The 14206-nt window shown below is 63.5% G+C and carries 11 protein-coding genes; 5 read left to right on the top strand and 6 right to left on the bottom strand.

Translation table 11 applies throughout. The features are described 5' to 3' along the window. Positions 1 to 126 precede the first annotated feature (126 nt). A complete protein-coding gene (locus AC07SZ_RS23815) occupies positions 127 to 1383 on the top strand; it encodes an Hsp70 family protein (protein WP_494916131.1) in 1257 nt (418 codons plus the stop codon). Between the two features lie 17 nt (positions 1384 to 1400). On the opposite strand, the gene AC07SZ_RS23820 is transcribed toward AC07SZ_RS23815, so the two are convergent. Further along, complete coding sequence (locus AC07SZ_RS23820) at positions 1401 to 2303, bottom strand: LysR substrate-binding domain-containing protein (protein WP_494916132.1); 903 nt, start codon at positions 2301 to 2303, stop codon at positions 1401 to 1403. Between the two features lie 268 nt (positions 2304 to 2571). On the opposite strand from AC07SZ_RS23820, the gene AC07SZ_RS23825 reads away from it, so the two are divergent. The 4 genes from AC07SZ_RS23825 (at position 2572) to AC07SZ_RS23840 (ending at position 8041) form a co-directional block, all read left to right on the top strand. Continuing rightward, positions 2572 to 5502 carry a molybdopterin oxidoreductase family protein gene (locus AC07SZ_RS23825; RefSeq protein WP_494916133.1) on the top strand — a complete coding sequence of 977 codons (2931 nt, stop codon included), beginning with the start codon at positions 2572 to 2574 and terminating at the stop codon, positions 5500 to 5502. After that, positions 5499 to 6233: a 4Fe-4S dicluster domain-containing protein gene (locus tag AC07SZ_RS23830; protein WP_494916134.1), complete on the top strand. Its 735-nt coding sequence runs from the start codon at positions 5499 to 5501 to the stop codon at positions 6231 to 6233. The genes AC07SZ_RS23825 and AC07SZ_RS23830 overlap by 4 nt, the downstream gene beginning before the upstream one ends. A gap of 5 nt (positions 6234 to 6238) precedes the next feature. Further along, a complete protein-coding gene (locus AC07SZ_RS23835; RefSeq protein ID WP_494916136.1) occupies positions 6239 to 7171 on the top strand; it encodes a dimethyl sulfoxide reductase anchor subunit family protein in 933 nt (310 codons plus the stop codon). A gap of 96 nt (positions 7172 to 7267) precedes the next feature. After that, positions 7268 to 8041 carry a tetratricopeptide repeat protein gene (locus AC07SZ_RS23840; RefSeq protein WP_494916138.1) on the top strand — a complete coding sequence of 258 codons (774 nt, stop codon included), beginning with the start codon at positions 7268 to 7270 and terminating at the stop codon, positions 8039 to 8041. A 28-nt stretch (positions 8042 to 8069) separates the two neighbouring features. On the opposite strand, the gene pdeM is transcribed toward AC07SZ_RS23840, so the two are convergent. From pdeM to AC07SZ_RS23865, 5 genes are all read right to left on the bottom strand, one after another. Beyond that, a complete protein-coding gene (pdeM, locus tag AC07SZ_RS23845) occupies positions 8070 to 8786 on the bottom strand; it encodes a ligase-associated DNA damage response endonuclease PdeM (RefSeq protein ID WP_494916140.1) in 717 nt (238 codons plus the stop codon). After that, positions 8783 to 11317, bottom strand: coding sequence for a ligase-associated DNA damage response DEXH box helicase (locus tag AC07SZ_RS23850; RefSeq protein WP_494916141.1), 2535 nt, complete (start codon positions 11315 to 11317; stop codon positions 8783 to 8785). Before AC07SZ_RS23850 ends, pdeM begins: the two co-directional genes overlap by 4 nt. 101 nt (positions 11318 to 11418) lie before the next feature. After that, the gene (locus AC07SZ_RS23855) at positions 11419 to 12279 is read right to left on the bottom strand and encodes a C40 family peptidase (RefSeq protein ID WP_494916142.1); all 861 of its coding nucleotides are present in this window, start codon (positions 12277 to 12279) and stop codon (positions 11419 to 11421) included. Between the two features lie 28 nt (positions 12280 to 12307). Further along, entirely contained in the window at positions 12308 to 12658 is a 351-nt protein-coding gene (locus AC07SZ_RS23860; protein WP_494916143.1) for a MarR family winged helix-turn-helix transcriptional regulator, read from the bottom strand. 169 nt (positions 12659 to 12827) lie between these two features. Continuing rightward, positions 12828 to 14192, bottom strand: coding sequence for a leucyl aminopeptidase family protein (locus AC07SZ_RS23865; protein ID WP_494916145.1), 1365 nt, complete (start codon positions 14190 to 14192; stop codon positions 12828 to 12830). Between the last annotated feature and the right edge of the window lie 14 nt (positions 14193 to 14206).

The following is a 14206-nucleotide window of genomic DNA, read 5'->3' on the forward strand; positions in this document are numbered from 1 at the left end:
CTCCCCGCCCACCGGGCAAGCACGCACAATTCAATTCGGCAAAGTGGTTCGGTCGCCCGAAACCGCAGCGCACGCGTCTACAGCGAGCGCCGATCCACTGCCTGGCGCCAATGACAGGAGGCTGCCTTGCGACCAGCATTCGCCGGCATCGACTTCGGCACTTCGAACTCCACTGTCGGCGTGGTCCGCAACGGGCAACCTCGCCTCGTCACGCTTGAGGACGGCCAGGTCACGCTGCCGAGTGCCGTGTTCTTCAATTTCGAGGATGGCCGCATCTTCTTTGGCCGCCAGGCGATCGCCAACTACACCGACAGCGTGGAAGGCCGGCTGATGCGTTCGCTGAAGAGCGTGCTCGGCAGCTCGCTGGCGCATGAAAAGACACGCATCAAGGCCCGCTCGATCGGCTTCATGGAGATCATCGGCCTGTTCCTCGGGCATCTCAGGAAAAGGCTGGAGGAGGATGGCGGCGACCAGGTGGAGACCGTGGTGCTCGGCCGCCCGGTGCAGTTCGTCGATGACGACGCGCAAGCCGACGCCAATGCCCAGAGCGACCTGGAAAAGGCCGCGCACGCGCAGGGCTTCAAGCACATCGCCTTCCAGTTCGAGCCGATCGCGGCGGCACTCGACTATGAGCAGAGGGTGACGCGCGAGGAACTGGCGCTGATCATCGACATGGGCGGCGGCACGTCGGATTTCTCCGTCGTGCGCGTCTCGCCGGAGCGGGCCCGATCTCCGGACCGCAAGGACGACATCCTGGCCAGCCGGGGTGTTCATATTGGCGGCACGGATTTCGACCGGCTGCTCAGCATCGCCCATGTCATGCCGCAGCTCGGCTATCTCTCTCCGACCAGGGACGGCAAGCGCAATCTGCCGGCCAGCTATTTTATCGATCTCGCGACATGGCAGCGCATCAACCTGGTCTACACCGCCAAGGCGATGACGCATCTGCGCCAGATCCGCTACGAGGCCGCGCGCGCCGATCTGGTCGACCGCTTCATCCACATCGTCGAGCACCGCTACGGGCACGCGCTGGCGGCATTGGTCGAAAAGGCCAAGATCGAGCTGACCGACCAGTCATCGGCGGAAGTCGCGGTGCGGCTATCCGACGTGGAGTTCGCCGCCGAGATCACGCGCGACGGGCTGGACGCCACGATCGCCAGGGATATCGAGCGCGTCACCACAACGGTGGCTGAGACCATCCGCGACGCGCAGGTCAGGCCGGCCGACATCACGGCGGTCTTCCTGACCGGAGGCTCGACCGCGATACCGCTGGCGAGGCGGGAAATCCTGTCGCTGGTGCCGCACGCTTCCGTCATCGACGGCGACATGTTCGGCTCGGTCGGGCTTGGCCTGGCTCTGGACGCCCAGCGCAAGTTCGGCTGAACGGTTTCACTGATATTCTACCCCGGCGCGGACCCGCTCATCTCTGTAGCCAGATGTGCCTTCAGCGCCATCTGGGCCAGGCTTGCCTGCCGATCGCGGTGCGTGATCATGGCGAAGTCGCGCTTCGGCAGTTCAATCGGCACGGCCCTCAGGCTGCCCTCAGCCACGGCGCGTCCGACGACGAGTTCCGAAATGATGGTGGCGCCGGCCCCGGCCTCGACCGCCTGGCGGACGGCTTCGTTGCTGGGCAGCACCAGGAATATCCGCAAATCGGCAAGCGAAATCCCCTCGCGCCGCGCCAGGTCCTCCAGCACCTCGCGCGTGCCCGAACCGCCCTCGCGGATGATCCAGCGCAAGCCCCTGATATCCGGGCGGCCCGGCGCAATTTCGGTAATCCCGGGATGTGACGCGGCAACCACCAGCATCAGCCGGTCGGTATCGACCTTGGCGCGGCGCAATATGTCGGATTCGGTGCGCCCCTCGACCAGGCCGAGATCGGCGGTTCCATCCAGCACACTGGCCTCGACCTGCCTTGTGTTGCCGATGCTGACGCTCAGCCGCACCGCCGGATAGGCCTCATGGAAAGACGCCAGCCGGCGCGGCAGCCAGTAGCTGGCGATGGTGAGGCTGGCGGCGATCGACAGACTGCCGGCGACCGTCTGGGAGACATGTTCCAGCACATTGCGCGCGGCGGCGGCCCGCTCCAGCACGGCCTTGGCCTCCGGCAGGAACCGGTGACCAGTCTGGGCAAGCTCGATGTTGCGGCCGACGCGGTTGAACAAATGGACGCCGTGCTGCTCTTCCAGCGCGCGGATGGCGGCCGATGCCGCCGACTGGGAAATGCCCAAAAGCTCCGCCGCCTTGGTCATGTGGCCGCGCTCGGCGACGGCGACGAAAATGCGCAACTGATCCAGGGTCATGGATGCATTAAGAACCAATATCGATCGAATTTACAAGAACAACTGATTAGACGGATCGATAGCTTTATTCTACTTTTTCCGGCGAAGTTAGAAAAAATTGGCCTTCAGGTCGCAGCGAATAAATGATCGGGCGGTTGAGATCCCTGCTTGCCCATTGGGCCCGTGGCATAAGGCGGCGGCTGGCCGGCGATCGCTATCATCCGGAGGAACACTATATGCGCGGCCCCGGGCCGAAGACGCGGGCCAAGTCCGGGGGTACCGCCGGATCATGAGCCACCGACCGCCGCGCGGCGCGAATTCGGCACCATCGCAACGCCCACTTGCCGACACGCGCGCGCCTGATGAAGGCGACGGTGTCGACACGTCGCCAGGCATTTCCGACAGCATCGCCAAGACCACCTGCTACATGTGCGCCTGCCGCTGCGGCATCGACGTGCACATCAAGGACGGCAAGGTCCGCTACATCAACGGCAACAAGGACCATCCGGTCAATCGCGGCGTGATCTGCGGCAAGGGCAGTTCCGGCATCATGCAGCACTACAGCCCGGCCCGGCTGAAGAAGCCATTGCTGCGCACTGGCCCGCGCGGCTCCGGCGAGTTTCGCGAGATCGAATGGGAAGAAGCGTTTGCGATCGCGACAGAGCGGCTTTCGACGATACGCCGGAACGATCCCAAAAGGCTCGCCTTCTTCACCGGCCGCGACCAGTCGCAGTCTCTCACCGGCTGGTGGGCAAGCCAGTTCGGCACGCCGAATTTCGCCGCCCATGGCGGCTTCTGTTCGGTCAACATGGCGGCCGGCGGCCTTTACTCGATCGGCGGCTCGTTCTGGGAGTTCGGCGAGCCCGACTGGGACAACTCGCGATATTTCATGCTGTTCGGCGTCGCCGAGGATCATGATTCCAACCCGATCAAGATCGGCCTCGGCAAACTCAAGGCGCGTGGCGCCAAGGTGGTCTCGATCAATCCGTGCCGGACCGGCTACAATGCGATCGCCGACGACTGGATCGGCATCCGGCCCGGCACCGACGGCCTGTTCGTCTTCGCGCTCATCCACGAACTGCTGAAGGCTGGCCGCGTCGATCTCGATTATTTGCTGCGCTACACCAACTCCCATATCCTCGTCGTGCAGGAGCCTGGCGCCTCCGGCGACGGGCTGTTCGTCAGGGATGCCGAAGGCAATCCGCTAGCCTGGGACAGGGTGGCAAAGACCGCCGTCAAGGCCATCGACCCGGAGGCGAAGCCGGCGCTGACCGGCAGCTTCGAAGTCAACGGACGCCGCTGCACGCCGGTGTTCCAGCTGATCGCCGACCGATATCTTGACGAAAGCTACGCCCCCGATGCGGTCGCCGAGCGCTGCGGCATTGCCGCCGATACGATCCGCGGGATCGCCGCCGAACTCGCCCATGTCGCCTTCGAACAGGCGATCGAACTGCCGGTTGCCTGGACCGACTGGGCCGGGCGGCGGCACGAAACGATCAAAGGTCGGCCGGTTTCGATGCATGCCATGCGTGGCATCTCCGCCCATTCGAACGGTTTTCATACATGCCGCGCCATCCACCTGCTGCAGGTGCTGCTGGGCACGGTGGACGTTCCAGGCGGCTTCCGCTTCAAGCCGCCCTACCCCAGATCGGCGCCGCCTGGCCCGAAACCCGCCGGCAAGACCGTCAAGCCGATGACGCCGCTCGACGGCATGCCGCTCGGCTTCGTCTGTGGGCCTGACGATCTGCTGGTCGATGAAGACGGCACGCCGACCCGCATCGACAAGGCCTACTCCTGGGACGCGCCGCTGGCGGCGCACGGCCTGATGCACACCGTCATCCGCAATGCCTGGGCGGGCGATCCCTACCCGATCGACACGCTGATGATGTACATGTCGAACATGGCCTGGAATTCCTCGATGAACACCGTCGAGACGATTGCCATGCTGACCGACCATGACGGGGCCGGGAACTACAAGATTCCCTTCATCATCTATTCCGACGCCTATTATTCCGAGACCGTGCCGTTCGCGGATCTGGTGCTGCCCGACACCACCTATCTCGAACGCCATGACTGCATCAGCCTGCTCGACCGGCCGATCAGCCACGCCGACGGGCCGGGCGATGCCATCCGCCATCCCGTCGTCGAGCCGGACCGCGACGTCAGGCCGTTCCAGTCGGTGCTGATCGAGTTGGGCGCGCGGCTGGGACTCCCCGGCTTCGTCAATGACGACGGAACGGCCAAATATGCCGACTATGCGGACTACATCGTCAACCACGAGCGCACATCAGGCATCGGTCCGCTGGCCGGCTGGCGCGGCAAGGACGGGACGTCGATCGGCAAGGGCGAGACCAATCCGAACCAGTTGCAGCGCTACATCGACAATGGCGGCTTCTGGCATCACGACTTTGCCGACGACCAGCGCTACTACAAGATGGCCAACCGCTCCTATCTCGATTTCGCGGTGCAGATGGGTTTTATCCCCAAGGCCGAGCCGATCATCTTCCAGCTCTATTCCGAGCCGATGCAGCGTTTCCGACTCGCCGCGCGCGGCCATGGCCGCGTAGTGCCGCCCGAGAGCGAACGTCAGCGCATCGAGACCTACATGGACCCGCTGCCGTTCTGGTACATGCCCTTCGAGGAAGCGGCCGTCGACCTCGAGAAATATCCGCTGCATGCGCTGACACAGCGACCGATGCACATGTATCATTCCTGGGGCTCGCAGAATGCCTGGCTGCGGCAGATCACCAGCCAGAACCGGCTGTTCGTGCATCACCGGACCGGCGCCGGCCTCGGTCTCGTCGACGACGACTGGGTCTGGATCGAGAGCATAAACGGCAGGGTGAAGGGGCAGATCAAGCTGATCGACGGGGTGAATGAAAGCACGGTCTGGACCTGGAACGCGATCGGCAAGCGGCGTGGCAGCTGGGGGCTGAAGGATGATGCTGCCGAGAGCAATCGCGGCTTCCTGCTTAACCACATCATTGGCGACCAGACCTCGGCCGATGCGCAGAGCAAGCGCTATTCCAACTCCGACCCGGTGACCGGCCAGGCGGCATGGTTCGACCTGCGCGTGCGCATCGTCAAATGCGCTGATGAGGAAGCCGGCTTCACCGAACCGCAATTCGAGCGTTTTCACCAGCCGCCGCATTTCGAGCCCGCGCCCGATATCCTTCGCTTCGGCGCCGTATTCCGCATGAACCGGGAAGCCGCCGAATGACCTGCCTTCCCGCCCATACCGACAAGAAGCTCGGCCTCGTCATCGATCTCGACACTTGCGTCGGCTGCCAGGCCTGCGTCACCGCCTGCAAGGAATGGAACACCGGCGGCCACATGGCGCCGCTGACCGACATCGATCCTTATGGTGGCAACGTCGACGGCGTCTGGTTCAACCGCGTGCACAGCTATGAGCACACCACCGAGATGGGTGGGCGCACGGTGAACTTCCCGCGCTCTTGCCTGCATTGCGAGACGCCGGCCTGTGTCACCGTCTGCCCGACCGGTGCCTCCTACAAAAGGGCGTCGGACGGCATCGTACTGATCGACGAGGACAAGTGCATCGGCTGCAAATTGTGCAGCTGGGCCTGTCCCTATGGCGCGCGCGAATTCGACACCGATGTCGGTGTCATGAAGAAATGCACGCTCTGCGTCGACCGCATCTACAACGACAATCTGGCCGAGGAGGACCGCGTGCCGGCCTGTGTCGCCGCCTGCCCGACAAGTGCGCGGCACTTCGGCGATCTCGGCGATCCCCTCTCGGCCGTCTCGCAACTGGTGGCGGAGCGCGGCGGGGTCGACCTGATGCCGGAACTCGGCTATCGCCCGACCAACAAATATCTGCCCCCGCGCGCCCATACGCAGCGCGCCGCATCGGTCACCGCCCCCGCGCTGGAGCCGGTGCGGGCCGAAGGCGGTTTCCTCGGCTGGGTCGACCGCATGCTTTCGAACTGACATCCATGCATCCAGCCCTCTCCGTTGTCTTCTTCACCACCGCCACGGGGGCCGGCTACGGCCTGCTCGCGCTGCTTGGCGTGCTCGGTGGGCTCCAGATCATCCCGTCCGATTTCTGGCTCGGCCTCGTCGGCCTGGCGCTGGCGCTCGGCCTGATCGCGGCGGGACTGTTGTCCTCGACCGGTCATCTCGGCCGACCCGAACGCGCCTGGCGGGCGTTCTCGCAGTGGCGCAGCTCGTGGCTGTCGCGTGAGGGCGTTGCTTCGGTCATCACCTTCATCCCGGCGGGACTGTTCGGCATCGGCTGGGTGTTCCTGGGCCACACCGATGGCTGGGTGGCTATTGCCGGATTGCTGGCCGCCATCGGTGCGACCGTCACGGTCTGCACCACCGGCATGATCTATGCGTCACTGAAGCCGATTGCCCAGTGGCACAGCCGCTACACCTTGCCGGCCTATCTGATCTTCGCGACCATGACCGGCAGTGTGCTTCTGAACGCACTATGCCAGGGCTTTGCGATCGGCTCGAAAATGCTTCTGGCGGCGTGCGTGCTGTTGACGGTGTTCGGCTGGGGCTGGAAGCTCGCGACCTGGCGGCACAATGACCGGCTCGAGATCCCGAGCACCGCCAACACCGCGACGGGGCTGGCCGGCACGGTGCGGTCGCTGGAATGGCCGCACACCGAGGAGAATTATCTGCTCAAAGAAATGGGTTTTCGCATCGCGCGCAAGCATAGCGCGAAACTGCGGCGGATCGCACAGACTCTGGCCTTCGCCGCGCCTGCCTTTCTCCTTGCGGCCGCGTTCTTGCTGCCATGGCCTTTGCGCACCATCGCATCCGTGCTGGCAGCGCTGCTGCAATTCACCGGCGTGCTGGTCGAGCGCTGGCTGTTTTTTGCCGAGGCGAAACACACGGTCACGCTCTATTACGGACGATAAGCACCTGAATTAACTTCCGTCAAATTTCTGGACGACCGTACGATCCAATATTATGATCTGTAGTGAACACTAGCATGTTCCGGATCGATCAAGGCGATGAATCTGACTGCTAAGTACCTTGCGACTTGTCTCGTAAGAGCATCTTTCGTTGCCTGTATATTTGTCGTCGCGCCTCAAAATTTGATGGCGGGCGCGCTCGAAGCCGAAGCTGCCTTTCAGGCGAAGAACTATACCGAGGCGTACAAAGAATGGATGGCCCTTGCGCAAGAGGGCGACGCTATTGCCCAATTTAACGTCGGATTTCTTTACTCCAAGGAACTTGGTGTCCCATTGGACTATTCCAAGGCTGCCGAGTGGTGGGACAAGGCGGCAGATCAAGACATGGCGGTGGCTGAGTTAAATCTTGGACTTTTGTATTCCTGGGGTAAGGGCGTTCCGCTGGATGACACCAAAGCGGCGGAGCTATGGCGCAGGGCGGCGATCCAAGGTTTGTCAGAAGCTCAGCAATATCTTGGATATGTGTATTCCGTCGGGAAGGGAGTGCCCCAAAGTGGCGCGGACGCGACTCTTTGGTTAACCAGAGCAGCGGAGCAGGGTAACGTTGACGCGCAAATTAATCTCGGCGCCGCTTATCTGACCGGCGAAATCGTGGATAAAAACCCCAAGCTGGCCTTTCATTGGTACGAAAAGGCTGCGCAACGGAACAATGGCAAGGCCCAATTCAACGTGGGATTGATGTATCTCAAAGGTGTTGGAGTTGAGCAGAATGCAGACGTTGCGGTCCAATGGCTGAAACGCTCGGCAGCCCAAGGATACCATGGCGCGGGAGAAGCTCTTGATCGCATCGAAGCTGCGCTTAAGAAGACTTGAATTCCCACACAAGACTCAGCGACAATCCTCAGCCGGGCCGCAGCATCGAGCGGGAGATGGCGAAGATACGGTCGGCGCCAAGCATATAGGCCATCAGCGATTCCAGCCGGAACAGCCCGGCATAGGCGCGGTCGAGCACATTGAGCGAACCGGTATAGGCGCCGAAAGCCGGCATGATCATGCGACCGCCATCGCCGGCAAAGCAGCGCCTTCGCACAGAGCGGCCTTGTTGCACGATCCGCGCGCAAGGGTGCAGATGGCCCGCGATCTCGCCCTCGACTCGCACCTTTGATGGCTCATGCCGGAACAGCAGCGGACCGATGGCGAGTTCCCGCACGGTTTCGCCGGGCAGATCGGCCGGCGCTTCCGGATCGTGATTGCCGGCGACCCAGAACCAGTCGCGGCCTGCCATCAGCGTTTCCAGCCGCTCGCGAAAGCTTGAATGCATGCGCTCGGCGCCACCGCCATCATGGAAGCTATCGCCCAGGCTGATGACGATCGATGGCTGGTAGTCCGCGATCACCGCCTGCAGCCGCAGCAAGGTCGCGCCGGTGTCGTAGGGCGGGATCAACGTGCCGCGCCTTGCCAGCGACGACCCTTTTTCCAGATGCAGGTCGGACACGGCCAGAAGCCTGAGCTCGGGAAAATAGAGCACGCCACGCGGATCGCAGACCGCACGTTCCCCGGCGATACCGACAAGGTCGGCCTGACCAATCAACGATGTGCGCGCCAGCGAAAAATTCATTCCTCGACCATCTCCGGCCCCATGGCCTCCTCGACCAGTGTCGCCGCATCCATCAACAGTGTTTCGTCGGCTTCGCCGTTCACCGGCATCTTGCCGATCTCGAGCATGATGGGCACGGCGAGTGGCGAAATCTGCTCCAGATTCTTATGCATGATTCGACCCTGGATGCGCGAGAGCATGTCGGCAAGTCTGCTGACATCGAGCAAACCGGCCGCCGCATCGGCGCGTGTCGCCTGAAGCAGGATATGGTCCGGTTCGTGGCTGCGCAGCACGTCGTAGATGAGGTCGGTCGACACGGTGACCTGGCGGCCGCTTTTCTCCTGGCCCGGGTGGCGTTTCTCGATCAGTCCTGAAATCAGCGCGCAGTTACGGAAGGTGCGCTTGAGAAGCCAGCTGTCGGCCAGCCAGGCTTCGAGATCGTCGCCCAGCATGTCCTGATCGAACAGGGCACCGAGCGACGGTTTGCGGGCCTTGAACATAGCGCCCATATCACCCAGCGACCATATGGCCAGCGCATAGTCGGTGGCGACGAAGCCGAGCGGCTTGGCGCCTGCCCTGTCGAGGCGGCGGGTGAGCAACATGCCGAGCGTCTGGTGGGCCAGCCTGCCCTCGAATGGATAGGCCACGAGATAATAACGGTTGCCGCGCGGAAAGGTCTCGATCAGCAGGTCATCGCGTTTGGGCAGCACCGATTTGTCGGCCTGGAATCGCAGCCAGTCGGCCACCTGCTCGGGCAGCTTCTTCCAGCGTTGCGGATCGTCCAGCATGATGCGGACCTGTTCGGCGAGATAGGTCGAAAGCGGAAACTTGCCGCCGCCATAGTAGGGCACCTTGGCATCGCTGCCGGGCGCGTTCGACACGAAGCATTCGTTCTCGCGAATGCCTTCGAAGCGCAGCACCTTGCCGGCAAACATGAAGGTGTCGCCATGCGTCAGCGTTTCGAGGAAGGCCTCCTCGATCTTGCCGAGAACGCTGCCGCCTCGCGTAGCCGAGCCTTTGCTGCCAGCCTTGACGTAACGCACGTTGAGCGCCGGCACTTCGATGATGGTGCCGACATTGAGCCTGTATTGCTGGGCAACGCGCGGATTGGAAACCCGCCATAGGCCATCCTTGTTCAGGCGGATCCGGGCGTAACGCTCATAGTTCTTCAGCGCGTAGCCGCCGGTGGCGACGAAATCGATGACGCGGTCGAAGGTTGGCCGATCGAGGCTGGCATAGGGTGCCGCCGTTCGAACCTCCTCGAACAGATCATCGGCGCGGAAGGGCGCGCCACAGGCGCAGCCGAGCACATGCTGCGCCAGCACATCGAGGCCGCCATCGACCAGCGGCGGTGTATCCTGTGCACCGAGATAGTTGGCGTCGAGCGCGGCCCGGCATTCCAGCACCTCGAAGCGATTGGCGGGGATGAGGATCGCCTTTGACGGTTCGTCCATGCGGTGGTTGGCGCGGCCGATGCGCTGCGCCAGCCGGCTCGCTCCCTTCGGCGCGCCGACATGCACGACCAGATCGACATCACCCCAGTCGATGCCGAGATCGAGCGTCGAGGTGGCGACGATGGCACGCAGCGCGTTCTCGCCCATCGCCTTCTCTACGCGTCGGCGCTGGGCGACATCGAGTGAGCCGTGATGAAGCGCGATCGGCAAGGTGTCCTCGTTGACCCGCCACAATTCCTGGAACAGCAGTTCCGCCTGGCTGCGGGTGTTGACGAACAGCAGCGTCGTCTTGTGGCGCTTGATCTCGCGATAAATCTCCGGCGTTGCATAGCGGGCCGAATGCCCTGCCCATGGCACGCGCTCTTCGGAATCGAGGATGGAGATCTCAGGCTTCGCGCCACCCGTGACGACGATCAATTCGGACATGTCGCCGGGTGGATTCTGGCTGACCAGCCAGCGTCGCAGTTCGTCCGGTTCGGCCACCGTCGCCGACAGGCCGATTGTCTGCAGGCCGGGCACAAAGCTGCGCAGCCGCGCCAGGCCGAGTGCCAGCAGATGGCCGCGTTTCGACGTCACCAGCGAATGCAGTTCGTCGAGCACGACATAGCGCAGGTCCTCGAAGAAGCGCCTGGCATCGCCGGCAGCGATCAGCAACGCGAGTTGCTCGGGCGTGGTCAGCAGAATATCGGGAGGCACCAGCTTCTGCCGCTGGCGCTTGTGGGACGGCGTATCGCCGGTGCGCGTCTCGATGCTGATCGGCAACCCGATCTCCTCGACCGGCTTGCCGAGATTGCGCTCGATGTCGACGGCCAGCGCCTTGAGCGGCGATATGTAGAGCGTGTGGATGCCGCGATGCGCCTGCCCCGGCTTTCGCCTTGGCCTGACGGCCAGTTCGGTCAGCGACGGCAGGAAACCGGCCAGCGTCTTGCCGGCTCCGGTCGGCGCGATCAGCAGCACCGATTGCCCGCTTTGAGCCTTCGCCAACAATTCGATCTGATGGGCGCGCGGCGACCAGCCCTTCTCCGCGAACCATCTGAGGAATGGCTCGGGCAGGGCCACAGTGGCATTCTGTTCGGCAAGGCGCGGCTCAACTGTCACGCGCCAGAGGTAGCGCGGCCACGGGCAATCGCCAAGGGAAATCGGAACAAAAGGGGATCGAGGAGCGCTCCTCCCGTCACCATACAGGAGGACGAAGAAGCTTACGGCCGCCGAAACCCCGTCGGGCCGCCATAGAGATAACCGATGCGGGCGATGGCATCCTTCAGCCCTTCGCGCGAGACCAGCATGGTGTGGCCATTGGCATGAATCATGGTCTCGGTATCGGTCATGACCGCGACATGACCTTTCCAGAAGACGAGGTCGCCCCGGCGCAATCCGGCATGGTCCGGGCCCGGATCGAGCGGCTCGCCGATGCTTGCCGCCTGCATGTCGGAATCGCGCAGCACGTCCCGGCCGGCCATGCGCATCGCCAGTTGCACGAGGCCCGAACAGTCAATGCCGAAGCCGGACGCGCCACCCCAAAGATACGGTGTCCCAAGAAAAGCCTCGGCCACCGCGACATAGTCGGCGGCGACCTCGCCGATGGGCCGCAAATGGCCCGCAATGATCGCCTCGCCAGAGGGCAGGACGGCATAATGCGTGCCGCGCGTTTCGGCGCTCCCCGCCACGGTCACCGTCGATCCCATCGATAGGCGTCCCGCGATCGGAAAGCGCAGATCCGCACCGGGGTAGAGGAAAGTGCGGGGCACCGACACGATATGGGTGGGTGCATGGTCCCGTCCGCCCAGCATGGTTGCGTCGACATAGCCGACATAGCCATCGCGTTCGGCCTGGATCCAGGCCCAGCCTTCGGCATCCTCGAAAACCAGCACATCGTCGCCAAACAGGGCTTGCGTGTTGATGCCCGCATCCGCCCTGGGCGCCTTGCGGATATCGGCCACCGATGCCGAAATCCGCGCTGGCCGACCGGGGACGAAGCGGTCGGCGACGACCTCGCCCTTCAGCCTTGCGTCGGCAAGGTCGGAACGGAAAGCGTGAAGGCGGGCATCCCTGGCGGTCAAATCGGCAATCCGGTCAAATGGCTGGTGGTCAGATGGGCAGTTCGTGCGCCCTGGCAATGATACCATCGCCGAAGCGCTCGACAAAGAGCGCGCCCTCGACCGTTCGCTTGATCAGGACATTGCGCTTGTCGAATTCGTCGCGATGGCGCGAGACCAGCTTCAGCGCGCCCATCGTGTCGAGCGCGCGCGTGATGACGGGCTTGGTGACGTTGAGGCGAGCAGCCAGTCCGCGCACCGTGTGTGGCGGCGGATCGAGATAGATGGTGAACAGGATCGCCGTCTGGCGCATGGTCAGGTCGGGTGCGTCGTCACGCACCTGCGACAGCATCACTTGCTGCCACAGTCGCAAGGCCTGGCTCGGGCGCATCGCAATCGACATCGCACCAGCATGACGCCAAATTGTTTCGGTTCCGTTTCAGTTTCGGCAATTTGCCGGCTCCGTTGGCGGGTCTGGAGCAGTTCGCCATTTCACGGAAACGGCTAACTGCTCTACTATTTGTTTACGCAATTCCGGACGAAAACCGTTTCACGCCTTTCCTGGAATTGCTCTATCCAAACCGTCTCGAAATGACCCGCTCCAAAGCCCTGATACCCTGCGCTTCGCCGCCGGAAGGACCATGCGGGCGGTCGGCGGCGTTCCACGCGAAGATGTCGAAATGCGCCCAGCTCGCGGTCTTCTCGACAAAGCGCTTGAGGAACAGGGCAGCGGTGATCGAGCCGGCGAACCCGTCCGTGGTGACATTGTTGATGTCGGCGATCTTCGATGACAGTTTCGCATCGTAAGGCCGCCACAGCGGCATGCGCCACAGCGGATCCTCGACCGCGGCGGAAGCCGCCGCCAGATCCGAGGCCAGTGCCTCGTCACCGGTGTAGAAGGGCGGCAGATCGGGGCCAAGCGCGACACGGGCGGCTCCCGTCAGCGTCGCCATGTCGACCAGGAGCTGCGGTTCCTCGTCGTCGGCCAGCGCCAGCGCGTCGCCCAGCACGAGCCTCCCTTCGGCGTCCGTGTTGCCTATCTCGACCGTGATGCCCTTGCGGCTCGCCAGCACGTCGCCCGGTCGGAAAGCGTTGCCGGCGATCGAGTTCTCGACCGCGGGGATCAACACTCGCAACCGCACGTTCAATCCGGCAGCCATGATCATAGAGGCCAGGCCAAGCACGTTGGCAGCGCCGCCCATGTCCTTCTTCATCAGCAGCATGCCAGATGACGGCTTGATGTCGAGGCCGCCAGTGTCGAAGCAGACGCCCTTGCCGACCAGCGTCACCTTCGGCGCGGCCTTCGACCCCCATGTCATGTCGATCAGGCGCGGCGCGCTGGTCGAGGCACGGCCGACGGCATGGATCATCGGGAAATTCTGGGCGAGCAGGTCCTCACCCTTGATGACGGAGACTTCGGCTTCATGAACCCCGGCCAAGGTCCGCACCGCCATCTCCAGATCGTCCGGTCCCATGTCGCTGGTCGGCGTGTTGACCAGGTCGCGTGCCAGGAACACGCCATCGGCGATGCGGCGAACACGCCCTGCATCGACGCCGGCCGGCAGATCGAAGCGCAGCGCCTTGCCTGACTTCTTGCCGTAGCGGGTAAAGACATAGCCGCCGAGCGCCAGCGCGATTGCCGCGAGTTCCGGCTCGGCCGGCGTCGCGGCGAAATGCCAGTCGCCTTCCGGCAGGTTTCTGGACAATACACCGAGTGCCAGCGCCCCCTCACCGTCTCCAATGCCGAACAAGGCCCCGGCAAGCGCACCGTTTTGGCCGGGCACGGCCAGCGTCCTGCCTGCCTCGCCGGAAAAGCCATTGGCCCTGGCCCAGGCGATCATGGACGGCGCAAGGCCCGCGGCCTCCAGACCGTCCCTGGCCACCAGGTGCACCGGCAACGCGCCGTCCAATTTCTTCTCGACGAGTTCGACAGGCATTCGATGTTCTCCAT

Source organism: Mesorhizobium sp. GW821-FHT07A06 (genome assembly GCF_059419085.1).

Excerpts from the sequence above, each read along its gene's own strand:
- AC07SZ_RS23820 (WP_494916132.1), bottom strand. The coding sequence starts at position 2,303 with ATGACCCTGGATCAGTTGCGCATTTTCGTCGCCGTCGCCGAGCGCGGC.
- AC07SZ_RS23825 (WP_494916133.1), top strand. The coding sequence starts at position 2,572 with ATGAGCCACCGACCGCCGCGCGGCGCGAATTCGGCACCATCGCAACGC.
- AC07SZ_RS23830 (WP_494916134.1), top strand. The coding sequence starts at position 5,499 with ATGACCTGCCTTCCCGCCCATACCGACAAGAAGCTCGGCCTCGTCATC.
- AC07SZ_RS23835 (WP_494916136.1), top strand. The coding sequence starts at position 6,239 with ATGCATCCAGCCCTCTCCGTTGTCTTCTTCACCACCGCCACGGGGGCC.
- AC07SZ_RS23840 (WP_494916138.1), top strand. The coding sequence starts at position 7,268 with ATGAATCTGACTGCTAAGTACCTTGCGACTTGTCTCGTAAGAGCATCT.
- pdeM (WP_494916140.1), bottom strand. The coding sequence starts at position 8,786 with ATGAATTTTTCGCTGGCGCGCACATCGTTGATTGGTCAGGCCGACCTT.
- AC07SZ_RS23860 (WP_494916143.1), bottom strand. The coding sequence starts at position 12,658 with ATGTCGATTGCGATGCGCCCGAGCCAGGCCTTGCGACTGTGGCAGCAA.
- AC07SZ_RS23865 (WP_494916145.1), bottom strand. The coding sequence starts at position 14,192 with ATGCCTGTCGAACTCGTCGAGAAGAAATTGGACGGCGCGTTGCCGGTG.